The organism is Streptomyces sp. BF23-19, assembly GCF_041106355.1.
Classification (GTDB): Bacteria; Actinomycetota; Actinomycetes; order Streptomycetales; family Streptomycetaceae; genus Streptomyces; species Streptomyces virginiae_A.
On record NZ_JBGBPT010000056.1, the window covers coordinates 1 to 21,959 of the forward strand.

General features: G+C 71.7%; 18 protein-coding genes and 1 pseudogene. 9 read left to right on the forward strand and 10 right to left on the reverse strand.

Annotated features, from left to right (window positions below; translation table 11 throughout):
* Positions 1-381: pseudogene (locus AB8A24_RS27790) on the forward strand (hypothetical protein); the annotation flags it as partial.
* Positions 382-420: 39 nt separating this feature from the next.
* Here AB8A24_RS27790 and AB8A24_RS27795 read toward each other — a convergent pair.
* Entirely contained in the window at positions 421-609 is a 189-nt protein-coding gene (locus tag AB8A24_RS27795) for a DUF5703 family protein (RefSeq protein ID WP_030009118.1), read from the reverse strand.
* A 47-nt stretch (positions 610-656) separates the two neighbouring features.
* Between AB8A24_RS27795 and AB8A24_RS27800 the strand changes: the two genes are divergently transcribed.
* Positions 657-1,307 (forward strand): hypothetical protein, encoded by a 651-nt coding sequence (locus AB8A24_RS27800; RefSeq protein ID WP_328963961.1) that lies wholly within the window; start codon positions 657-659, stop codon positions 1,305-1,307.
* A gap of 63 nt (positions 1,308-1,370) precedes the next feature.
* Here AB8A24_RS27800 and AB8A24_RS27805 read toward each other — a convergent pair whose 3' ends face one another.
* Both AB8A24_RS27805 and AB8A24_RS27810 read right to left on the reverse strand, forming a co-directional pair.
* Complete coding sequence (locus AB8A24_RS27805) at positions 1,371-3,599, reverse strand: ATP-binding domain-containing protein (RefSeq protein WP_369477923.1); 2,229 nt, start codon at positions 3,597-3,599, stop codon at positions 1,371-1,373.
* Positions 3,596-4,579, reverse strand: coding sequence for an aldo/keto reductase (locus AB8A24_RS27810; RefSeq protein WP_328963963.1), 984 nt, complete (start codon positions 4,577-4,579; stop codon positions 3,596-3,598). Before AB8A24_RS27810 ends, AB8A24_RS27805 begins: the two co-directional genes overlap by 4 nt.
* 101 nt (positions 4,580-4,680) lie before the next feature.
* On the opposite strand from AB8A24_RS27810, the gene AB8A24_RS27815 reads away from it, so the two are divergent.
* Both AB8A24_RS27815 and AB8A24_RS27820 read left to right on the forward strand, forming a co-directional pair.
* Positions 4,681-5,730 carry an LLM class F420-dependent oxidoreductase gene (locus tag AB8A24_RS27815; protein WP_266389678.1) on the forward strand — a complete coding sequence of 350 codons (1,050 nt, stop codon included), beginning with the start codon at positions 4,681-4,683 and terminating at the stop codon, positions 5,728-5,730.
* A 229-nt stretch (positions 5,731-5,959) separates the two neighbouring features.
* Positions 5,960-6,790: a ferritin-like domain-containing protein gene (locus AB8A24_RS27820; RefSeq protein WP_266389676.1), complete on the forward strand. Its 831-nt coding sequence runs from the start codon at positions 5,960-5,962 to the stop codon at positions 6,788-6,790.
* Here AB8A24_RS27820 and corA read toward each other — a convergent pair.
* Positions 6,768-7,760: a magnesium/cobalt transporter CorA gene (gene corA / locus AB8A24_RS27825; RefSeq protein ID WP_369477924.1), complete on the reverse strand. Its 993-nt coding sequence runs from the start codon at positions 7,758-7,760 to the stop codon at positions 6,768-6,770. The genes AB8A24_RS27820 and corA overlap by 23 nt on opposite strands.
* A gap of 54 nt (positions 7,761-7,814) precedes the next feature.
* On the opposite strand from corA, the gene AB8A24_RS27830 reads away from it, so the two are divergent.
* From AB8A24_RS27830 to mshC, 4 genes are all read left to right on the forward strand, one after another.
* Positions 7,815-8,534 (forward strand): histidine phosphatase family protein, encoded by a 720-nt coding sequence (locus AB8A24_RS27830; protein WP_328963965.1) that lies wholly within the window; start codon positions 7,815-7,817, stop codon positions 8,532-8,534.
* A 77-nt stretch (positions 8,535-8,611) separates the two neighbouring features.
* Entirely contained in the window at positions 8,612-9,202 is a 591-nt protein-coding gene (locus AB8A24_RS27835) for a DUF3090 domain-containing protein (protein ID WP_030720371.1), read from the forward strand.
* Positions 9,166-10,014 (forward strand): SCO1664 family protein, encoded by an 849-nt coding sequence (locus tag AB8A24_RS27840; RefSeq protein WP_328963966.1) that lies wholly within the window; start codon positions 9,166-9,168, stop codon positions 10,012-10,014. Before AB8A24_RS27835 ends, AB8A24_RS27840 begins: the two co-directional genes overlap by 37 nt.
* Before the next feature lie 110 nt (positions 10,015-10,124).
* Positions 10,125-11,354 (forward strand): cysteine--1-D-myo-inosityl 2-amino-2-deoxy-alpha-D-glucopyranoside ligase, encoded by a 1,230-nt coding sequence (gene mshC / locus AB8A24_RS27845; RefSeq protein ID WP_328963967.1) that lies wholly within the window; start codon positions 10,125-10,127, stop codon positions 11,352-11,354.
* Between the two features lie 66 nt (positions 11,355-11,420).
* Here the strand turns inward: mshC and AB8A24_RS27850 are convergent, their stop codons facing one another.
* The 6 genes from AB8A24_RS27850 to AB8A24_RS27875 form a co-directional block, all read right to left on the reverse strand.
* On the reverse strand, positions 11,421-11,762 hold the full coding sequence (locus tag AB8A24_RS27850) for a hypothetical protein (protein WP_369477933.1): 342 nt from the start codon (positions 11,760-11,762) through the stop codon (positions 11,421-11,423).
* 50 nt (positions 11,763-11,812) lie between these two features.
* Positions 11,813-12,838 (reverse strand): PAC2 family protein, encoded by a 1,026-nt coding sequence (locus AB8A24_RS27855; RefSeq protein WP_328963968.1) that lies wholly within the window; start codon positions 12,836-12,838, stop codon positions 11,813-11,815.
* Positions 12,839-12,964: 126 nt separating this feature from the next.
* Positions 12,965-14,572 (reverse strand): glycerol-3-phosphate dehydrogenase/oxidase, encoded by a 1,608-nt coding sequence (locus AB8A24_RS27860; protein WP_030723334.1) that lies wholly within the window; start codon positions 14,570-14,572, stop codon positions 12,965-12,967.
* 41 nt (positions 14,573-14,613) lie between these two features.
* Positions 14,614-16,140, reverse strand: coding sequence for a glycerol kinase GlpK (glpK, locus tag AB8A24_RS27865; protein WP_033223917.1), 1,527 nt, complete (start codon positions 16,138-16,140; stop codon positions 14,614-14,616).
* 81 nt (positions 16,141-16,221) lie between these two features.
* Entirely contained in the window at positions 16,222-17,004 is a 783-nt protein-coding gene (locus AB8A24_RS27870) for an MIP/aquaporin family protein (RefSeq protein ID WP_369477925.1), read from the reverse strand.
* Positions 17,005-17,316: 312 nt separating this feature from the next.
* Positions 17,317-18,084 carry an IclR family transcriptional regulator gene (locus AB8A24_RS27875; protein WP_328963969.1) on the reverse strand — a complete coding sequence of 256 codons (768 nt, stop codon included), beginning with the start codon at positions 18,082-18,084 and terminating at the stop codon, positions 17,317-17,319.
* A gap of 277 nt (positions 18,085-18,361) precedes the next feature.
* Between AB8A24_RS27875 and metH the strand changes: the two genes are divergently transcribed.
* A complete protein-coding gene (gene metH / locus AB8A24_RS27880; RefSeq protein WP_369477926.1) occupies positions 18,362-21,886 on the forward strand; it encodes a methionine synthase in 3,525 nt (1,174 codons plus the stop codon).
* Positions 21,887-21,959: the final 73 nt, after the last annotated feature.

Consider the following 21,959-nt stretch of genomic DNA (forward strand, 5'->3'; position numbering starts at 1 on the left):
CCCGGTAACCCGGGCGGTCCGGGCAACCCGGGCGGTCCCGGTAACCCGGGCGGTCCCGGTAACCCGGGCGGTCCCGGTAACCCGGGTGGGCCGGGTAACCCCGGCGGTCCCGGTAACCCGGGCGGTCCCGGTAACCCGGGTGGGCCGGGTAACCCCGGCGGTCCCGGTACCCCCGGCAACCCGGGCACGCCGACCAACCCCGGCAGTGGTTCCGGCACCCCGGTCACCCACCCCGGTCCGGGGACCGGGAACACCCCGGGTCAGGCCGGCGGTCTCGCCGCCACCGGATCCGGTGACGTCCTCACCGCCGGGCTGCCGCTCGCGGGCGGCCTGCTGCTCGCCGGCACCGTGCTCTACCGGCGGGCCCGCAACGCCGCCTGACGGATGTTCACGACGCGGGCCCCGCCCCCGGGGCCCGCGTCACCAGGTCGCGCGGACCTGACGGATGATCCGGCGGCGCAGTCGCACACGACGACTGCCGTCCCGGTACAGGCTCAGCCGGTCGAGTTCCCAGTTCCCGTACTCGGCATGGTCGGTCAGCAGGCGGGTCGCCTCCTTGCGAGGAACACCGCGGGGCACGTACACGTCGACAAATTCGTATTCCGGCATCGCATCTATTGTGCGGGCAGAGCCCTGCTACGGATAGCGTCTGCTCTATGTCTGATGCCGATCTGCCCACTGTTGCCGAGGTACGCGCCGCCGCCGAGGCGGTCAAGGCCGCGCTCGACCGTCACCTCGCCGCGGTCGAGCGCAGGATCGGGGACGAGGATCCGGACGTCTACGCCGCGTTCAACGAACTCGCCGCCGCGGCCGAGGTGTACGACGAACTCCTCTACGACCGGTACGACGAGGTCACCCCCTTCGAGATCCCCACGCCCGAGGACGGCGTCCCGTACACCGGCCCCGCCGAGCCCGCCGCCTTCAGCGTGCTCATCCGCCGCGACTACGCCGTGGTCGAACCGGCCCGACTGATCGCCCAGGCCGAGCGGGTCGCCGCGCACGACCGGGACGCCGAGTTCGTCCAGGACGGCGGCAGCGCCGACGCGCTGGGCGTCCTCTTCGGGGAGTACGAGCCCGACGAGATCGCCTCCCGCTACAAGGACTTCGGGCTGGAGGAGGGCGACTCCACGCTCTGGATCGCGGCCTCCGAGGAGGTGGCGGAACCGGGGGAGTGGCTGAACTCGCCCTTCGGGCACATCGATCCGCAGGACGTGCTGCACCGGTTCGACGTCAGCTCCGTCTTCGACGAGGAAGCCGACGAGTTCGACGAGGACGAGGCCGCGGAACCGGGTCTGACCCCGGCCTGACCCCGACTCCGTAGGTACCGGACACCGTGGCCCCCACCCTTCCGGGCGGGGGCCACGGCCGGTTCACCGAGGCTGAGCGCCCGCCGTCGCGAGGGCCGTCAGCAGGCCCGTCAGGCGCGTCGTACGCGGCTTCGCGGGTACCTCGGCCACCGCGTGCGGCAGCGCCTGGTCGACCCCGTGCACCACGGACAGGTGCCGCTCGCCCCGCCCGAACGCCGTGTAGACCCAGTCCCGCGACAGCGCCTGCGCCGCGTCACCCGGCAGTACGACGACCACCGCCGGCCAGCGCGTGCCCACGGCCTGGTGCGCCGTCACCGCCCAGCCGTGCCGCACCTGGGACTCGACGAGCTCCTTCGGTACGACGATCCGCGCGCCCGCCCGGTCCAGGTGCAGGCCCTCGGCGTCGGCCGACACCACCCGGGCCGCCAGCGCCCGCCCGGCGGACGGCACGTGGACGACCCGGTCACCGGGGTCGAAGCCGCCGAAGCGGCCCGGACCGGGGTTCAGCCGCTCCTTCAGGGCGGCGTTCAGCGCCCGGGTGCCCGCCGAGCCGCCGTGGCCCGGGGTGATCACCTGCACGCTGTCCGCCGGGATCCCGAAGGCCCGCGGCACCGACTCCGCCACCAGCTGCACGGCCCGGTGCACGGCCTCCCCGGCGTCCTTCACCGGGACGATGACGACCTCCTTGCCGGGGGCGTCGACCTGGTTGAGCTCCCCGATGCCGACCCCGGAGACGAGCTCGCCGAGAGGGCCCGGGTCGGGGGTCCGGGAGACCAGCTGCGGGCAGGTACGGGCCGCCAGCACATCGGCGAACACCCGCCCGGCCCCTGCGGACCCGAGCACACCGGGGTCCCCGGAGAGCACCAGCCGGGCCCCGTCCGGGACGGACTCCACCAGCGCGGCCGCGGTCTCCACGTCCAGCTGCGGGGCGTCCAGCACCACCAGCAGGTCCAGCGCGAACTGGCCGTCCGTGTCCCGCCCGGGCCCCTCGGCCCCGGACAGCAGCCCCGCCACGGTCACCCGGTCCGGGCCGCCGCCGGGGGCGTGCGCGGCCAGACAGACCCGCAGGCCCAGCTCCCGGGCCGCGGCGGCCAGGGCCACCGGTTCGGCGCGGGCGGCCTCGCCACCGGTGTGGGTGACCAGGCCGTGGCCCGCGACCGCGCGGATCAGCTCGGCGGCGGAGGGGCTCGGCACGGACCCGGCGACCCGTTCCCAGTCCCCGGACGCGTCGAAGGTACCGGCGGCCAGCCGAGCCAGGCCGTCGGCCAGGCTCTCCTCGGCCATGGCGGCACCCTCCAGGCCCACGAGCACCCGTACCGGCGCTTCCGCGTCCTCGGCATCCTCGGCGTCCTCGGAGCTCCCGGCGACCGGCGGCCCCAGCGGCTCGTGGAAGACCAGCACCGAGCCCTCGGCGATGGCCAGTTCCAGTGCCACGGCCGGATCCGGCACGCCGTACTGGGCCAGGGCCTTCTCCAGTACCGGGGCCTCCAGCGCGGTGTGCCCCTTCAGCCCGGCCTGGGCCAGCAGCCAGCCCACCAGGACGGTGGTGCGGCGCTCGTCCCCGGGTCCCGCCTCGGCGCCCAGCAGGGCCCGGGCGAAGCCGTCGGCCTGGGTCGGGCGTACGGCCGGGAGCGACAGCAGCCGCCAGGGGTTCTCGGTGAGCTGCCCGGCGGCGTCCTCGCCCAACGCCGCGGCGGCCGGTCCGGCCAGGGCCTCGGGGGCGCCGCCGCGGGCCAGTACGGCCCGTACGCCCTCGACGGTGTCGGCGGAGGGCGCGGGGGCGGCCACCGCGGCCGGGGCGGCGGGGCGCGGGGTCGGGGGCGCGACCGGCGCCTTGCGCAGGGCGGCCGGAGCATCGTCGAAATACACGGCGGGGGGCTTCGCACCGCCTTCCACGGCCCGTACGGCGGCCAGCAGGTCGGCGGCCTTCCCGCTGAGCTTCGCCCCGGCCTCGACGGGCGCCTCCCGCTCGGCCTTGCGCCGGGCGATCCGCTCCCGCTCGATCCTCTGGGCGGCCAACTCTGCCTGGGCCTCGCTGAGGGCCGGAGCCGCCTCGCCCGCGGCGGTCCCGGCGGCTGCGCCGGCCTCGGTTCCTGCGGGGCTCTCGTCCTCCCCGTCCTCGTCCTCGACGGCCGGGTCCGTGCCCGGTTCGGCCTCGGTGTCGGCCGGCGCCGGTTCGGTCGTGCCTTCGAGCTCCGCTTCCGCTTCCGCTTCGGCGGCTGCGGACGGCTCGGCCTCCGGGGTGGCCGGGTTCTCCGCGGCAGCGGTATCGGCCTGAGGGTCCGTACTCACAGCGTGCTCCAGTCCTGATCGGGGTAGCGGTGCACCGGAGCCGAAACATCGTCCAGCGCCCGGCAGATCTCCTCCGGAAGACTAAGGGCCTCCACCGACAGCGCCGCCCCGAGCTGCGCGGACGTCCGCGCGCCGACGATCGGCGCCACCACCCCCGGCCGGTCCCGGATCCACGCCAGGGCCACCTGGAGCGGGGTCACGGCCAACCCCTGGGCCGCCGTCACCACCGCGTCCACGATCCGCCCCGCCGCCTCGTCCAGGTACGGGTCCACCAGGGCGGCCAGTGACTCCGAGGCGCCCCGGGAGTCGGCCGGGGTGCCGTCCCGGTACTTGCCCGTCAGCACCCCGCGGCCCAGCGGCGAGGACGGCAGCAGGCCGATCCCGAGGTCCAGCGCGGCCGGCAGCACCTCGCGCTCCACCCCGCGCTGGAGCAGGGAGTACTCCATCTGCGTCGACGCGATCCGGGTGCGCACCCCGGGGGCCGCGAGCTGCCAGGTCGCCGCCTTCGCCAGCTGCCAGCCGCAGAAGCCCGCCAGCCCCGCGTACCGGGCCCGGCCGCTGCTCACCGCGAGGTCCAGCGCCTGCAGGGTCTCCTCCAGCGGGGTCGCGGGATCGAAGGCGTGCACCTGCCACAGGTCGACGTAGTCGGTACCCAGCCGGTCCAGCGAGGCGTCGAGGGCCGCGAGCAGGTGCCCGCGCGAGCCGTCGAACCTCCGGTCGGGGTCCGGCACACTGCCCGCCTTGGTCGCGATCACCAGGTCCCGGCGCGGGATCAGCCCGCCCACCAGCTGCCCGAGGAGGTACTCCGCCTCACCGCCGCCGTACACGTCGGCGGTGTCGACGAGCGTGCCGCCCGCCTCCCAGAACGTCTTCACCTGCTCGGCGGCCGCTTCCTCGCCGGTGTCGCGGCCCCAGGTGAGGGTGCCGAGGCCGATCCGGGAGACGCGCAGTCCGGTGCGGCCGAGATGCCTCTGCTCCATGAGCGCTGAGACTACTGGGGCGCTGACGCGGAGCACCTTGGCGCGCTACAGTCCCCGCACACCAACGTTACTGATCGGTAAACCGGTAAGGGGACGAACACATGCGGCTCGGCATCAATCTTGGTTACTGGGGCGCGGGCATGGACGCCGACAACCTCGCCGTCGCCCAGGAGGCCGACCGTCTGGGTTACGACGTCTGCTGGGCCGCCGAGGCCTACGGCTCCGACGCCCCGACCGTGCTCGCCTGGGTCGCCGCCCAGACCGAACGCATCGACGTGGGTTCGGCGATCCTCCAGATCCCGGCCCGCCAGCCCGCGATGACCGCCATGACCGCGGCCACCCTCGACTCGCTGACCAAGGGCCGCTTCCGGCTCGGCCTCGGCGTCTCCGGCCCGCAGGTCTCCGAGGGCTGGTACGGCGTCAAGTTCGACAAGCCGCTGGCCCGCACCCGTGAGTACGTGGAGATCGTCCGCAAGGCCATGACCCGTGAGCGGCTCTCCTACGAGGGCGAGCACTGGACCCTGCCGCTGCCGGGCGGCCCGGGCAAGCCGCTCAAGCTGACCGTGCACCCCGAGCGCGAGCACATCCCGCTCTACATCGCCGCCATCGGGCCGAAGAACCTGGAGCAGACCGGCGAGATCGCCGACGGCGCACTGCTGATCTTCCCGGCCGCCGAGCACCTGGAGGCCACCGCGCTCACCCACATCCGGGCGGGCCGCGAGAAGGCCGGGCTCACCATGGAGGGCTTCGACGTCTGCCCGACCGTGCCGCTGGCCCTCGGCGAGGACGTGAACGCGCTCGCGGACATGTTCCGCCCCTACACCGCCCTGTACGTGGGCGGCATGGGCAGCCGGAAGCAGAACTTCTACAACCAGCTGGCCCAGCGCATGGGCTACGAGAAGGAAGCCGCCGAGATCCAGGACAAGTACCTGGCGGGCGACAAGAACGGCGCGGCCGAGGCGGTCCCGCACTCGCTGATCGACTCGACCACGCTGCTCGGCCCGGTCGAGCGGATCGCCGACGGGATGCGGGCCTACGCGGAGGCCGGGGTCACCACCCTCACGCTGGCCCCGGCCGGATTCACCCTGGACGAGCGGATCGCCGCGCTGCGCGCCGGCACCGAGGCCATGGAGCTGGCGGGTCTCGCCTGATCGCCCGATCGGTCGATCCGGATGCCGGCGGGTGACGCCGGCACCGGTGAACGCTTCTGCGGCCGTGGTGGGGGCTCGGGGGGTCTTCCCCGCCACGGCCGACACAGCGAACAACGCCGGGAACGCCCGCCGGGTTACGCGCGGCGGCCCACCCCCCGATTTCGTTCATTCGGACGAGTAGTGCGACCCATCGGTTGCCCGCCCCGCCCACCGGCGTTTGACTCGTTCCATGCTCTCTGCCCGCAGCCTGTTCCAGGAGATCGTCGACAACGACGACTCCTTCCAGCTGTTCTGCTCCATCGCCGCCAGCGGGGAGACCCAGGGCGGCTGGGAGAACGCCCGTATCGCGGCCCTGGTGCCGGACGGCATGCGCCACCTCGCGCCCAAGATCACCCGACACGGCGCCGACGAGGACAAGCACGGCCGGATCTTCCACGCCCTGCTCCGCAAGCGCGGCCTGCCCGCCGTCCCGGTACCCCCCGAGACCGACTACACGATGCTGCTGGAGCGCCGCGGCATCGGCCTCGCGCACGAGAAGCTGCGCCGGGAGGTGGCCCTGACCGAGGAGGACATCGTCGTCTACCTCGCGCACAGCCGCGTCACCGAACAGCGCGCCGCCGACCAGATGGACATGCTCGTCCGGTACTTCGGCGACCACGCCGAGGTGGGCAAGGCGATCCACATGATCAGCCACGACGAGGACAACCACCTCGCCTACTGCCACGAGGAACTGCTGCGCCTGGCCCGGTCCGGATACGGCCGGACCATCCAGCGGGTGCTCCGCGAGAGCGCGCTCGCCGAGATCTCCGTCTACCGCGACGTGAGCCTCGCCGTCATGAGCCACATGGGACGGCTGCTGCACTGGCCCGCCCCGAAAGCGGCCGCGCTCGCCGCCGGCATCCGCGCGATGTACGCCTACGAGCGGTTCAGCGGCTGGCACCGGATGGTCCACCTGCGACTGCCCGAGCGCCTGGACGCCCTCGGCGGCGCACCGGCCGCCGCGCCCGGCCTCTCCCACGTCGCGCGCGAGCGGGAACTCAGAGCCAGCCCCGGCGCTTGAACATCCGGTGCAGGCCCAGACACGCACCCGCCATGACCACGAGCACCGCCGGATAGCCCCAGGTGTGCCGGAGTTCCGGCATGTGGTCGAAGTTCATCCCGTAGATGCCCGCGACCATCGTGGGGACGGCCGCCATCGCCGCCCAGGCCGAGATCTTGCGCATGTCGTCGTTCTGCCGCAGGCCCATCTGCGCGAGGTGCGCGGCCAGCGCGTCCGACAGCAGCCGGTCCAGGCCCTCGATGTACTCGTTCGCCTTGGTCAGGTGGTCGGCGACATCGCGGAAGAACGGCTGGGCGTGCTCGTGGACGAAGGGGACCTCCCCGAAGGCGAGGCGGTCCATCGGCTGGAGCAGCGGGCTCGTCGCCCGCCGGAACTCCAGCACCTGCCGCTTGAACCCGTAGATCCGGGAGGCGGTGTTCTTGGTGTCCGAGGCGTTCGGGGCGAACACCTCGGCCTCCAGCTCCTCCAGGTCCGCCTGCAGCTCGGCCGCCACCTCGATGTAGTGGTCGACCACCGCGTCGGACACCGCGTACAGCACCGCCGTCGGACCGTGCCGCAGCACCTCCGACTCCTGCTCCAGCCGGTGGCGCACGGCGGCCAGCGGGGCCCCCTCGCCGTGCCGGACCGTGACGACGAACGAATCCCCTATGAAGACCATCAGCTCGCCCGCGGTCACGGTGTCCGTGTCCTCGTCGTACAGCACCGGCTTGAGGACGACGAACAGCGAATCGTCGTACACCTCCAGCTTCGGGCGTTGGTGCGCGGTCAGCGCGTCCTCGACCGCCAGCGGGTGCAGCCCGAACTCCTGGCTGACGTGGTCGAATTCCTTCGCCGTCGGCTCGTGCATGCCGACCCACAGGAAGGCGTCACCGGTCGCCCGGGCCTGGTCGAGGGCGTCCGAGAAGTCGTCCGGTCCCTCGGTACGGCGACCGTCCCGGTAAATCGCGCAGTCCACAATCACGCGGGGCATTCTTCCCTGCCCACCGCCCGCCCGCACACCCGAGGCAGCGCATACGCTGGCCCCATGGCCACGCTGATCCTCGTACGACACGGGCGGTCCACCGCCAACACCGCTGGGCTGCTCGCCGGATGGACCCCCGGAGTGGCCCTCGACGAGCGCGGTGCGGAGCAGGCCGCCGCGCTGCCCGGCCGACTGGCGGGCGTACCGCTCGCCGCCGCCGTCACCAGCCCGCTGCAGCGCTGCCGGGAGACCCTGGCGCCGCTGCTGGCCGCCCGGCCGGAGCTGGAACTGCACACCGACGAGCGGATCGGCGAGTGCCACTACGGCGACTGGTCGGGCCGCAAACTGTCCGAGCTCTCCGACGAACCGCTGATGAAGATCGTCCAGCAGCACCCGTCGGCCGCCGCCTTCCCCGGCGGCGAGTCCATGCGCGCCATGCAGGCGCGCGCCGTGGACGCCGTACGCGACTGGGACGCGCGGATCGAGCAGGAGCACGGCAGCGACGCCGTCTTCCTGATGTGCTCGCACGGCGACATCATCAAGTCCCTTGTCGCGGACGCCCTGGGCATGCACCTGGACCTCTTCCAGCGCATCCACGTCGACCCCTGCTCGGTGACCGCCATCCGGTACACCACCACCCGGCCCTTCGTGTTCCGGCTCGGTGACACCGGGGACTTCGGCTCGCTCGTCCGGCGCCCCGCCGCACCGGAGACCGTCGCATCGGACAAAGACACCGAAGACGCCGGGAACGCCGTCGTGGGAGGCGGCGCGGGCGCGGCTTGATCGCCCGGCGCAGTAGGGTGGACGGGCCAACACAAGGGCGCAGACCTGCCCCTGCCGCCGAGACTTGGAGACTGGACGTGCCCCGTCAGGTGTTCCTCTACGACCCCCCGGACCGCTTCGTGGCCGGCACGGTCGGTCTGCCGGGACGCCGTACGTTCTTCCTGCAGGCCTCCTCAGGCCCCCGCGTCACCAGCGTCTCCCTGGAGAAGACCCAGGTAGCGGCGCTGGCCGAGCGGATGGACGAGCTGCTGGACGAGGTCGTACGGCGGACCGGCGGCAACGCCCCGGTCCCGGCCGTCGCCCCCGCCGAGGCCGCCGACACCGCGCCGCTGGACGTCCCGGTCGAGGAGGAGTTCCGCGTCGGGACCATGGCCCTGGCCTGGGACGGCGAGGAACAGCGCATGATCGTCGAGGCCCAGGCGCTGGTCGAACTCGACGCCGACTCCGACGAGGACCTCGCCGAGGCCGAGGAGCGGCTGCTGCAGGACGAGGAGAACGGCCCGCCCATGCTGCGGGTCCGCCTCACCGGCGCCCAGGCCCGGGCCTTCGCCAAGCGGGCCCTGGACGTCGTCAACGCCGGCCGCCCGCCGTGCCCGCTGTGCAGCCTCCCCCTGGACCCGGAGGGGCACGTGTGCCCGCGCCAGAACGGCTACCGGCGCCAGGCGTGACGGACACGGGGGAACTGGAGGAACTGCTCGCCAAGGGCGAACTCACCGTCATCGGCCGGATCCGGGAGGCGTCCAACGCCGTCCTGCTGTGCAGCGTCACGTACGGGGGAGTGAGCGCCGACTGTGTGTACAAGCCGGTCAAGGGCGAGCGGCCGCTGTGGGACTTCCCCGACGGGAACCTCGCCCGCCGGGAGGTCGCCGCGTACCTGATCTCCGAGGCCACCGGATGGGGCCTGGTCCCCGCCACCGTGCTGCGCGACGGCCCGTACGGCGAGGGCATGGTCCAGCGGTGGATCGAGGCGGAGCAGCCGGACGAGGACTCCCCGCTCGGCGCTCTCCTCGGGCTCGTCGACGGCGAGGAGGCGGGGGAGGGCTGGAAGGCCGTCGCCCTCGCCGAGGTCGGTGAGGGCCGCACCGCGCTGCTGGTGCACGCCGACGACCCCCGGCTGCGCCGGCTCGCCGTGCTCGACGCCGTGATCAACAACGGCGACCGCAAGGGCGGCCACCTGCTGCCCGCGCCCGACGGACGGCTCTACGGCATCGACCACGGTGTGACCTTCCACGCCGAGGACAAGCTGCGCACCCTCCTGTGGGGCTGGGCGGGCGAGCCGCTGACCGACGAGGCCCGCGAGGTACTGGCCGCGCTGTCCGCCGGCCTGGCCGAGGGGGCCCCGCTCGCCACCCGGCTGGCCGAACTGATCACTCCGGTCGAGCTGGCCGCCGTACGGGACCGGGTGGCGGACCTGCTGCGCGCCGGAACCCATCCGCGGCCGTCCGGGCAGTGGCCGTCGATCCCCTGGCCACCGGTCTGAATCAGCCACTGGCCATACGCACAGAACCGGCCAGACCGCAAGAGTGCCGATCAAGACAACAGTGCAGGTCCAGTTCGTTTCCGGAACATCCGTCCGGTTAGGCTCGACGCATGCATGCCTGGCCCGCTTCTGAGGTCCCCGCCCTTCCTGGCAAGGGCCGCGACCTCCAGATCCACGACACCGCGACCCAGGGGACGATCACCCTCGCCCCCGGTCCCGTCGCCCGTATCTACGTCTGCGGCATCACTCCGTACGACGCGACCCACATCGGTCACGCGGCGACCTACAACGCGTTCGACCTCGTACAACGCGTGTGGCTCGACACCAAGCGGCAGATTCACTACGTCCAGAACGTCACGGACGTGGACGACCCGCTGCTGGAGCGGGCGCTGCGCGACAACCAGGACTGGACCGAGCTGGCGGAGCGCGAGACCGCACTCTTCCGCGAGGACATGACGGCCCTGCGGATGCTGCCCCCGCAGCACTACATCGGTGCCGTCGAGGCCATACCCGGCATCGTGCCGCTGGTCGAGCGGCTGCGGGACGCCGGAGCCGCCTACGAGCTCGACGGCGACACCTACTTCTCGGTCGAGGCCGACCCGCACTTCGGCGGGGTCTCGAACCTCGACGCCGAGGCGATGCGGCTGCTCTCGGCGGAGCGGGGCGGCGACCCCGACCGGCCGGGGAAGAAGAACCCGCTGGACCCGATGCTGTGGATGGCCGCCCGTCCGGGCGAGCCGAGCTGGGACGGCGGCTCGCTGGGCCGCGGCCGGCCCGGCTGGCACATCGAGTGCGTGGCGATCGCCCTCGACCACCTGGGCATGGGCTTCGACATCCAGGGCGGCGGCTCCGACCTGGCGTTCCCGCACCACGAGATGGGCGCCTCGCACGCGCAGGCGCTGACGGGCGAGTTCCCGATGGCCAAGGCGTACGTGCACGCGGGCATGGTGGCCCTGCACGGCGAGAAGATGTCGAAGTCGAAGGGCAACCTCGTCTTCGTCTCCGCGCTGCGGCGCTCCGGGGTGGACCCGGCGGCGATCCGCCTCGCCCTGCTGTCGCACCACTACCGGGCCGACTGGGAGTGGACGGACGAGGTCCTCGCCGAGGCCGTGGCCCGGCTGGAGCGCTGGCGTGCGGCCGTGTCCCGGCCGGACGGCATCCCCGCCGACGCCCTGGTCGAGGAGGTCCGCGAGGCCCTGGCGAACGACCTGGACGCCCCTGCCGCCCTGGCGGCCGTGGACCGCTGGGTCGAGCGGCAGATCGCCACGGACGGCGACGACGAGTCGGCCCCCGGCCTGGTCTCCCGCACCGTGGACGCGCTGCTGGGCGTCGCGCTCTAGGTCGTGTCCGCACAGGCGCGCCCCCGGCCCCCCGTGCCGGGGGCGCGCCTCTGCCGTTTCACGGCCTCACTGCATGACGGTGACCGGCGGGTGCCGGGGATCGGCCGGGCACGCGTAGAACTGCAGGGTGTAGCCGCGGCCCACGGTGACGTCCGTGGGGGTCGCGGACGCGCCGTGCGCCTCCTCGACCGGCCGCCAGCTCTCGGTCTCGGCGTCCCACTCGGTGTGATCGAGGGTGAGCAACGGTTCGCCGACGGCCGGCCACAGCAGCGGCCCGCCCACCGAGCTCTCGTGCACGGTGGGCGCGCCGGGCCGCGGGTGCAGCCGGGTGGCGGTCCGGGACATCCCCGCGAGCTCCGGGAACACCGAAGCGACGTCGAACGGCCGGGGCGGGGTGGTACGTGTCATGCTTCCCTCTCTCGGAACGGCAACCCGTATCCAAGCAGGGCGTACTGACACTAGGTCCCGGGAGTCTCCCCGTCGCCTTCTCCGTCGCCCTCGGCGGGACCGTCCGCGACGCCGTCCGGCCCCGGCGGGGCGTCCTGGTCCGGCGTGTCGTCCGGCTTCGGCTTCGGCGTGGGGCGGCCACCGGACAGGTCCCGGAAGTACGAGCCGGTGTCGGTGGCCGTCTCCGGGCCCGCCGCCGGGTCACGCCGCCGCAGGTACCGCTCGAACTCGCGGGCGATCGCGTCCCCCGACGCCTCCGGCAGGTCCGCCGTGTCCCGTGCCTCCTCCAGCGTCTGGACGTACTCCGCCACCTCGCTGTCCTCGGCGGCCAGTTGGTCCACGCCCAGCTGCCACGCCCGCGCGTCCTCCGGCAGCTCGCCCAGCGGGATCCGGATGTCGATCAGATCCTCCAGCCGGTTCAGCAGGGCGAGCGTCGCCTTCGGGTTCGGCGGCTGGGAGACGTAGTGCGGCACCGCCGCCCACAGGGACACCGCCGGGACACCCGCGTGCGTACAGGCCTCCTGCAGGATGCCCACGATGCCCGTCGGTCCCTCGTACTTGGTCTCCTCCAGGTCCATCGTCCGCGCCAGGTCGGCGTCCGAGGTGACCCCGCTCACCGGCACCGGCCGGGTGTGCGGGGTGTCCCCGAGCAGCGCGCCCAGGATGACCACCATCTCCACGCCCAGCTCGTGGGCGAAGCCGAGGATCTCGTTGCAGAACGACCGCCACCGCATGGACGGTTCGATGCCCCGGACCAGCACCAGGTCGCGCGGCTTGGCGCCGCCGATCCGGACCACCGACAGCCGGGTCGTCGGCCACGTGATCTTCCGTACCCCGTTGTCCAGCCACACCGTCGGCCGGTTGACCTGGAAGTCGTAGTAGTCCTCGGCGTCGAGTGCCGCGAAGACCTCGCCCTTCCACTCCCGGTCCAGGTGTGCGACCGCACCGGAGGCCGCGTCACCCGCGTCGTTCCAGCCCTCGAACGCGGCCACCATGACCGGGTCGATCAGCTCGGGCACGCCCTCAAGCTCGATCACCCAGGTCTCCTTCCGAAGTTCCCTTGCGTACGTGGTCAGCCTAAGCCTTGATGAGGCACCGGCCACAGCCCACGACAGAGGGGCGGTTCCCCTCGGAACCGCCCCTCTTCCCCACCTGCGTGGGACCTATGCCTTACGGCCCAGCATCTCCTCGACACGGGACCGGACGGACTCGTCGTCCAGGCCGCGGATCGTCACCGTCGTACGGCGGCGCAGCACGTCGTCGACCGTCTCGGCCCACTCGTTGTCACGGGCGTAGGCGACCTGCGCCCAGATCTCCGGACCGTCCGGGTGGATCCGCTCGGCCAGCGCCGGGTCCTCGTTCGCGAGGCGCGCGATGTCGAAGGCCAGCGAGCCGTAGTGGGAAGCCAGGTGACGGGCCGTCAGCGGGTCCATCCGCGTGCCCGGCTCCCGGTCCACCAGCAGGCGGTGCGCGACCGCGTTGGGGTTGGCGACACCGGGCAGCGCGATCCGGCGCACGAGCGACTTCACCGGCTCCATGTCCTCGGTCAGCGGGCTGCCCGGGAGCTTCGCCAGCTTGTCCATGACCACACGGCCGATGTGACGGTACGTCGTCCACTTGCCGCCGGCCACCGACAGCATGCCGCCGGCGCCCTCGGAGACGACCGTCTCGCGCTTGGCCTTCTCGACGCCGCCGGGGCCGCCGGGCAGCACCCGCAGGCCCGCGAAGGCGTACGTCATCAGCGAGCGGTCCAGGTCCGCGTCCTTCACCGAGAAGGCCGCCTCGTCCAGGATCTGGGCGATGTCGGACTCGGTGGCGCGCACGTCCGCCGGGTCGCCCTCGTACACCTCGTCGGTGGTGCCGAGCAGCAGCTGGTCCTCCCACGGGAGGGCGAAGGTGATGCGGTACTTGTCGATCGGGGTGGCCATGGCGGCCTTCCACGGCGACTTGCGCTTCATGACGATGTGCGCGCCCTTGGAGAGGCGGATCGACGGCATGGAGTGCTTGTCCTCCATGCGCCGCAGGTGGTCCACCCACGGGCCGGTGGCGTTGAGCACGACGCGCGCGTCGACCCCGAACTCGGTGCCGTCGAGACGGTCCTTGAGCTCGGCGCCGGTGACCCGGCCGCGCGTCTTGCGCAGTCCGGTGACCTCGGCGTGGTTGAGGACGACCGCGCCCGACTCGACGGCCGCGCGGACCGTCATGACGGCGACGCGGGAGTCGTTCATCTGGTGGTCGTAGTAGACCGCGACGGCCTTGAGGTTGTCCGTCTTCAGACCCGGGTTGTCGGCGACGGCACGGGCCGGGGATATGACCTTGCCCATGCCGTCGCCGAAGGCCGAGAGGGCGGAGTAGGCGAAGACGCCCGCGCCCAGCTTGGCCGCACCCACCGGACCGCCCTTGTAGACCGGCAGGTAGAAGGTGAGCGGGTTGACCAGGTGCGGGGCCACGTCCTTGGCCAGCACCCGACGCTCGTGGTGGTTCTCCGCGACCAGCTTGACCGCGCCGGTCTGCAGGTAGCGCAGACCGCCGTGGACGAGCTTGGAGGAGGCCGAGGAGGTGGCGCCGGCGAAGTCGCCGGCGTCCACCATGGCAACCCGCAGGCCCGACTGCGCGGCGTGCCACGCCACGGAGGTACCCAGGATTCCACCACCGATGACCAGCAGGTCGTACGTGGCCTTCGACAGCTGCTCACGGGTCTGGGCGCGGCTGACGTTGGCACCGGCGGTCGGGTGCGTGCCCAGTGCGGGAACGCTCTGCAGGCTGCTCATATCTCTCTTAGCTCCTCGTCGATTGACTCAGCTGAGTGCGGTCAGCTGGCGTCTTCGTCGTCGACCCAGCCCATGGAACGCTCCACGGCCTTGAGCCAGCTCTTGTACTCGCGGTCCCGCTGCTCGGCGGGCATCCGCGGGGTCCACTCGGCCGCGCGGCGCCAGTTGGCGCGCAGGGCGTCGGTGTCGGGCCAGAAGCCGACGGCCAGGCCGGCGGCGTAGGCGGCGCCGAGGCAGGTGGTCTCGGCGACCATGGGGCGCACCACGGGGGCGTCCAGGAAGTCCGAGAGCGTCTGCATCAGCAGGTTGTTGGAGGTCATGCCGCCGTCGACCTTGAGGGCCGCGAGCTCGACGCCCGAGTCCTTGGTCATGGCGTCGGTGATCTCGCGGGTCTGCCAGGCGGTGGCCTCCAGGACGGCACGGGCGATGTGCGCCTTGGTGACGTACCGGGTGAGGCCGGCGACCACGCCGCGGGCGTCGGAGCGCCAGTACGGGGCGAACAGGCCGGAGAAGGCCGGCACGAAGTAGACGCCGCCGTTGTCCTCGACCGAGGAGGCGAGGGTCTCGATCTCGGCCGCGGACTTGATCAGGCCCATCTGGTCGCGCATCCACTGGACGAGCGAGCCGGTGACGGCGATGGAGCCCTCCAGCGCGTAGACCGGCTTCTGGTCGCCGATCTGGTAGCCGACCGTGGTCAGCAGGCCGCTGTAGGAGTTGATGATCTTGTCGCCGGTGTTCATCAGCATGAACGTTCCGGTGCCGTACGTGGACTTGGCCTCGCCCTCGGCGAAACAGGTCTGGCCGAAGAGGGCGGCCTGCTGGTCACCGAGCGCCGAGGCGACCGGGACACCGGCGAGGACGCCCTCCTTGACGTGGCCGTAGACCTCGGCGGAGGACCTGATCTCCGGAAGGACGTTGAGCGGGACGCCCATGGACTCGGCGATCTTGTCGTCCCAGGCCAGGGTGTGCAGGTTCATCAGCATGGTGCGCGAGGCGTTGGTGACGTCCGTGACGTGCACGCCGCCCTGCGGGCCACCCGTGAGGTTCCAGATGATCCACGAGTCCATGGTGCCGAAGAGGATGTCCCCGGCCTCGGCGCGCTCCCGCAGGCCCTCGACGTTGTCGAGCAGCCAGCGGACCTTCGGGCCGGCGAAGTAGCTCGCCAGCGGCAGGCCGGTCTCCCGGCGGAAGCGGTCCTGGCCGACGTTGCGGCCGAGCTCCTTGCACAGGGCGTCGGTGCGGGTGTCCTGCCAGACCAGCGCGTTGTGCACCGGCTCGCCGGTGTGGCGGTCCCACAGGACCGTGGTCTCGCGCTGGTTGGTGATGCCGACGGCCTTGACGTCCGCGGCGGTGATCTCCGCCTTGGCGATCGCGCTGGCCACGACCTCCTGGACGTTGGTCCAGATCTCGGTGGCGTCGTGCTCGACCTGTCCCGGCTTCGGGAAGATCTGCTCGTGCTCCTTCTGGTCGACGGCGACGATGCGGCCGTCGCGGTCGAAGACGATGCAGCGGGAGGAGGTGGTCCCCTGGTCGATCGCGGCGATGAAGGGGCCGGTGCTGGTGGTCATGTTGGCTGCTCCTGGCAGGTCGGGTGAGTAGGCGGAATCAGGAGGGCGGTGCGGATCTTACGATCTTGCCGGTACTGCTGATCAGGCGAACGCGATGTTGTACAGACCACCGGCGAGCGCGGCACCGACGAGCGGGCCGACCACCGGGATCCAGGAGTAACCCCAGTCGGAGCCGCCCTTGTTGGGCAGCGGCAGCAGGGCGTGCACGATACGCGGACCGAGGTCGCGCACCGGGTTGATGGCGTAGCCGGTCGGGCCACCGAGCGAGAGGCCGATGCCGACGACCACGAACGAGGTGATCAGGACGCCGATGACACCGAGGCCCTTGCCGCCGTCCTGGAGGCCCTGGGTCAGGATCGCCAGGATCAGGACGGCGGTACCGATGATCTCGGTCGCCAGGTTCTGCACGACGTTACGGATCTCGGGGCCGGTGGAGAAGATGCCGAGCACCGGACCGGCCACATCGTGCGGGTGCGGGTCCTCGGGACCGAGCTTGGCGTCGCGGATGTGCTCCGGGTCCGCCAGGTGGACGCGGAACTGTCCGTAGTACGTGATCCACATCAGGACCGCTCCGAGCATCGCGCCCAGCAGCTGGCCGGCGAAGTAGACGGGGGCGTCCCCCCACTCGCCGGTCGTGACGCCGATGCCGACGGTGACCGCCGGGTTGAGGTGCGCACCGGAGAGCGGCGCGGAGACGTAGGCGGCGATCAGTACGGCGAAGCCCCAGCCGAACGTGATGGCGAGCCAGCCCGCGTTGCGGGCCTTGGAGCTCTTGAGGGTCACTGCGGCGCAGACGCCACCGCCGAGCAGTGTGAGCAGGGCGGTACCGATGGTCTCGCCGATGAAGATGTCGGAGCTGGACACCCGCGACTCCTTTGTACGTCCAGGGGTGGGCGGACACCGGGTCCCTCCGGTGGTTCCGCGCACTCGGTGAGTGCTGCACCGGTCCGTGGCTTGTCGCATCCTAGCGCGTATTGCCGGTAGGTGTTCGACAATGCCGACCGATGAACGGCAGTTTTCCGCCCAAGTGAAGAACGCGTCAAGGGTCGGCCAGGCCAAAGTGTCGGATCGTTACCGCTCGGTGCGATCAGCCAAATTCGGCCATCCTGTGGCCGAGATATGGCGAAAAGTGGGCAGAAAGAGGCCAAGGTGTGGCCTGAGGCTGCTAAAGGAAGGTCAGAACCGGCCCGCGCCGAGGTCGCGTGAAACCGCGCGCGCACAGTCCCGCACCGCCGCCACCAGGGCCGGACGGGGCTCCCCGGACTCGCCGCAGACCCGTTCCACGGCGCCGGCGACCGCCACCGCGCCCACCGGCATGCGGCGCCGGTCGTGGATCGGCGCCGCCACCGAGGCGATGCCCTCCCAGGTCTCCTCGACGTCGGAGGCCCAGCCGCGCGCCCGGGTCAGGCCCAGGATCGCCTCGAAGTCGGTGCCGTCCGTGACCGTTCGGGGGGTGAAGGGCTCGCGCTCCACCTCGTGCGCCTGGGTGTGCGCCACCGGGTCGTAGGCGGAGAGCACCTTGCCCAGCGCGGTCGAGTGCAGCGGCTGCATGGCCCCGACCTCCAGCACCTGACGGCTGTCGTCGGGCCGGAACACGTGGTGCATGATCAGCACCCCGCTCTGGTGCAGCACGCCCACGTAGACGCTCTCGCCGCTCGCCCGGGCCAGGTCGTCCGTCCACACCAGGGCGCGGGCGCGCAGCTCGTGCACGTCGAGATAGCTGTTGCCCAGGCGCAGCAGCTCCGCGCCCAGCTGGTACCGGCCGGAGGCCGGGTCCTGCTCCACGAAGCCCTCGGCCTGCAGGGTGCGCAGGATGCCGTGGGCGGTGCCCTTGGCCAGGCCCAGCGAGGACGCCACGTCCGAGAGTCCCAGCCGGCGTTCGCCGCCCGCCAGGAGTCGCAGCATCGCAGCGGCTCGTTCGAGCGACTGGATGTTCCGTGCCATCGCGCAGCCTCCTGCAGACCTTCGGTATTACTGACCATCTTGACGCGGTTCGACAATGCTGAACAGTATCGGTCGATGTCGACCTTGCGCACCGTCGGACAGCTGTTCGCCGTACCACAACGGGGGGCACCCCCCGGGAAGTCCCCGCCACAGAATGCAGTCCGCCACGTGGGACACCCACACCGGGGCGGGTGCCTCGCGGTTACCCTGGCCGCGTGCACCCTTGACACAGAGGGGGTGCAAAGCCGACAGCCGTCGCATCCCAGGGAGCACAACCATGGCTTCGTTGCCCACCTTGCCCGCTGACACCCAGACCCGGGCCGATGCCCTCCGGGAGGCGCTCGCGACCCGTGTGGTCGTCGCCGACGGAGCCATGGGAACGATGCTCCAGGCGCAGGACCCCACCATGGAGGACTTCCAGCAGCTCGAAGGCTGCAACGAGGTCCTCAACATCACCCGCCCCGACATCGTGCGCTCCGTCCACGAGGCGTACTTCTCGGTGGGCGTGGACTGCGTCGAGACCAACACCTTCGGCACCAACTACGCGGCCCTCGCCGAGTACGACATCGCCGAACGCAATTTCGAACTGTCCGAGGCCGGCGCGCGCATCGCCCGCGAGGTCGCCGACGAGTTCACCGCCTCCACCGGACAGCAGCGCTGGGTCCTCGGCTCCATGGGCCCGGGCACCAAGCTCCCCACGCTCGGCCACATCACCTACGCGCAGATCCGCGACGCGTACCAGATCAACGCCGAGGGCCTGCTCTCCGGCGGCGCCGACGCGCTGCTCGTCGAGACCACCCAGGACCTCCTGCAGACGAAGTCCTCGATCATCGGCGCCCGCCGGGCCATGGAGGCCCTCGGGGTCACCGTCCCGCTGATCTGCTCCGTCACCGTCGAGACCACCGGCACCATGCTCCTCGGCTCGGAGATCGGCGCGGCCCTGACGGCGCTGGAGCCCCTGGGCATCGACATGATCGGCCTGAACTGCGCCACCGGCCCCGCCGAGATGAGCGAGCACCTGCGCTACCTCGCGCGCAACGCCCGCATCCCGCTCTCCTGCATGCCCAACGCCGGCCTGCCCGTCCTGACCAAGCAGGGCGCGCACTACCCGCTCAGCGCCCCGGAGCTGGCCGACGCCCAGGAGACCTTCGTCCGCGAGTACGGGCTCTCCCTGGTCGGCGGCTGCTGCGGCACGACCCCCGAGCACCTGCGCCAGGTCGTCGAGCGGGTCCGCGGTACGGCGATCACCGAGCGCACCCCCCAGCCCGAGCCCGGCGCCGCCTCGCTCTACCAGACCGTGCCCTTCCGCCAGGACACCTCGTACATGGCGATCGGCGAGCGCACCAACGCCAACGGCTCCAAGAAGTTCCGCGAGGCCATGCTGGAGGCCCGCTGGGACGACTGCGTGGAGATGGCGCGCGACCAGATCCGCGAGGGCGCGCACATGCTCGACCTCTGCGTGGACTACGTGGGCCGCGACGGCGTCGCGGACATGGAGGAGCTCGCCGGCCGCTTCGCCACCGCCTCCACCCTGCCGATCGTCCTGGACTCCACCGAGGTTCCCGTCATCCGGGCGGGCCTGGAGAAGCTGGGTGGCCGCGCGGTCATCAACTCCGTGAACTACGAGGACGGCGACGGCCCCGAGTCCCGCTTCGCCAAGGTCACCCAACTGGCCCAGGAGCACGGCGCCGCGCTCATCGCGCTGACCATCGACGAGGAGGGCCAGGCCCGCACCGTCGAGCACAAGGTCGCCATCGCGCAGCGCCTCATCGAGGACCTGACGGGCAACTGGGGGATCCGCGAGTCGGACATCCTCATCGACACCCTGACCTTCACGATCTGCACCGGCCAGGAGGAGTCCCGCAAGGACGGCATCGCCACGATCGAGGCGATCCGCGAGCTCAAGCGACTCCACCCGGACGTCCAGACCACCCTCGGCCTGTCCAACATCTCCTTCGGCCTCAACCCGGCCGCCCGCGTCCTGCTGAACTCGGTCTTCCTCGACGAGTGCGTCAAGGCCGGCCTGGACTCCGCCATCGTCCACGCCTCCAAGATCCTGCCGATCGCCCGGTTCGACGAGGAGCAGGTCACCACCGCCCTCGACCTGATCTACGACCGGCGCGAGGGCGACTACGACCCGCTGCAGAAGCTGATGGCCCTCTTCGAGGGCGTCAACACCAAGTCGCTCAAGGCCGGCCGCGCCGAGGAACTCCTCGCCCTGCCGCTGGACGAGCGACTGCAGCGCCGCATCATCGACGGCGAGAAGAACGGCCTGGAGACCGACCTCGACGAGGCGCTGCAGACCCGCCCCGCCCTCGACATCGTCAACGACACCCTCCTGGAGGGCATGAAGGTCGTCGGCGAGCTCTTCGGCTCCGGCCAGATGCAGCTCCCCTTCGTCCTCCAGTCCGCCGAGGTCATGAAGACGGCCGTCGCCTTCCTCGAACCCCACATGGAGAAGACCGACGACGAGGGCAAGGGCACGATCGTGCTCGCCACCGTCCGCGGCGACGTCCACGACATCGGCAAGAACCTCGTCGACATCATCCTCACCAACAACGGCTACAACGTCGTCAACATCGGCATCAAGCAGCCCGTCTCCGCGATCCTCGAAGCCGCCCAGGAGCACAAGGCCGACGTGATCGGCATGTCCGGCCTGCTCGTGAAGTCGACCGTGATCATGAAGGAGAACCTGGAGGAGCTGAACCAGCGCAAGCTGGCCGCCGACTACCCGGTGATCCTCGGCGGCGCCGCCCTCACCCGCGCCTACGTCGAGCAGGACCTCCACGAGATCTACGAGGGCGAGGTCCGCTACGCCCGCGACGCCTTCGAGGGCCTGCGCCTGATGGACGCCCTCATCGCCGTCAAGCGCGGCGTCCCCGGCGCCACCCTGCCCGAGCTCAAGCAGCGCCGCGTCGCCAAGCGCACGGCGACACCGGGGGGCCCGGCCCTCGCGGCCGACGAGGCCGAAGAGCCCGGCGGCCGCTCCGACACCTCCACCGACAACCCCATCCCCACCCCGCCCTTCTGGGGCACCCGCGTCGTCAAGGGCATCCCGCTCAAGGACTACGCCTCCTGGCTCGACGAGGGCGCCCTCTTCAAGGGCCAGTGGGGCCTCAAGCAGGCCCGCGCGGGCGGAGCCACGTACGAGGAGCTCGTCGAGAGCGAGGGTCGTCCGCGGCTGCGCGGCCTCCTGGACAAGCTGCACACCGAGAACCTGCTCGAGGCCGCGGTCGTCTACGGGTACTTCCCCTGCGTCTCCAAGGGCGAGGACCTGATCATCCTGGACGAGCAGGGCAACGAGCGGACCCGCTTCACCTTCCCGCGCCAGCGCCGCGGCCGCCGCCTGTGCCTCGCGGACTTCTTCCGTCCCGAGGAGTCCGGCGAGGTCGACGTCGTCGGCCTCCAGGTGGTCACCGTCGGCTCGAAGATCGGCGAGGCCACGGCCAAGCTGTTCGAGTCGGACTCCTACCGCGAGTACCTGGAGCTGCACGGCCTCTCGGTCCAGCTCGCCGAGGCCATGGCCGAGTACTGGCACGCGCGCGTCCGCTCCGAGCTCGGATTCGGCGGCGAGGACCCGGCGAAGGTCGAGGACATGTTCGACCTCAAGTACCGCGGCGCCCGCTTCTCGCTCGGCTACGGCGCCTGCCCCGACCTGGAGGACCGCGCGAAGATCGCCGACCTCCTGGAGCCGGAGCGGATCGGGGTCCACCTGTCGGAGGAGTTCCAGCTCCACCCGGAGCAGTCCACCGACGCGATCGTGATTCACCACCCCGAAGCGAAGTATTTCAACGCACGCTGAGCTCCATCGACGTACACTTGTCGGTCCCATACAGGCCGGTCGCCTGTTCCCCGGGGTGGTATGCCCCGCGGAA

What these genes read in the sequence shown, in the direction of transcription:
- AB8A24_RS27830 (WP_328963965.1), top strand. Translation starts at nt 7,815, where the DNA reads ATGGCCACGCTGATCCTCGTACGACACGGGCGGTCCACCGCCAACACC.
- AB8A24_RS27800 (WP_328963961.1), top strand. Translation starts at nt 657, where the DNA reads ATGTCTGATGCCGATCTGCCCACTGTTGCCGAGGTACGCGCCGCCGCC.
- AB8A24_RS27820 (WP_266389676.1), top strand. Translation starts at nt 5,960, where the DNA reads ATGCTCTCTGCCCGCAGCCTGTTCCAGGAGATCGTCGACAACGACGAC.
- AB8A24_RS27860 (WP_030723334.1), bottom strand. Translation starts at nt 14,572, where the DNA reads ATGAGCAGCCTGCAGAGCGTTCCCGCACTGGGCACGCACCCGACCGCC.
- AB8A24_RS27815 (WP_266389678.1), top strand. Translation starts at nt 4,681, where the DNA reads ATGCGGCTCGGCATCAATCTTGGTTACTGGGGCGCGGGCATGGACGCC.
- mshC (WP_328963967.1), top strand. Translation starts at nt 10,125, where the DNA reads ATGCATGCCTGGCCCGCTTCTGAGGTCCCCGCCCTTCCTGGCAAGGGC.
- AB8A24_RS27875 (WP_328963969.1), bottom strand. Translation starts at nt 18,084, where the DNA reads ATGGCACGGAACATCCAGTCGCTCGAACGAGCCGCTGCGATGCTGCGA.
- corA (WP_369477924.1), bottom strand. Translation starts at nt 7,760, where the DNA reads ATGCCCCGCGTGATTGTGGACTGCGCGATTTACCGGGACGGTCGCCGT.
- AB8A24_RS27850 (WP_369477933.1), bottom strand. Translation starts at nt 11,762, where the DNA reads ATGACACGTACCACCCCGCCCCGGCCGTTCGACGTCGCTTCGGTGTTC.
- AB8A24_RS27810 (WP_328963963.1), bottom strand. Translation starts at nt 4,579, where the DNA reads ATGGAGCAGAGGCATCTCGGCCGCACCGGACTGCGCGTCTCCCGGATC.
- glpK (WP_033223917.1), bottom strand. Translation starts at nt 16,140, where the DNA reads ATGACCACCAGCACCGGCCCCTTCATCGCCGCGATCGACCAGGGGACC.
- AB8A24_RS27795 (WP_030009118.1), bottom strand. Translation starts at nt 609, where the DNA reads ATGCCGGAATACGAATTTGTCGACGTGTACGTGCCCCGCGGTGTTCCT.
- metH (WP_369477926.1), top strand. Translation starts at nt 18,362, where the DNA reads ATGGCTTCGTTGCCCACCTTGCCCGCTGACACCCAGACCCGGGCCGAT.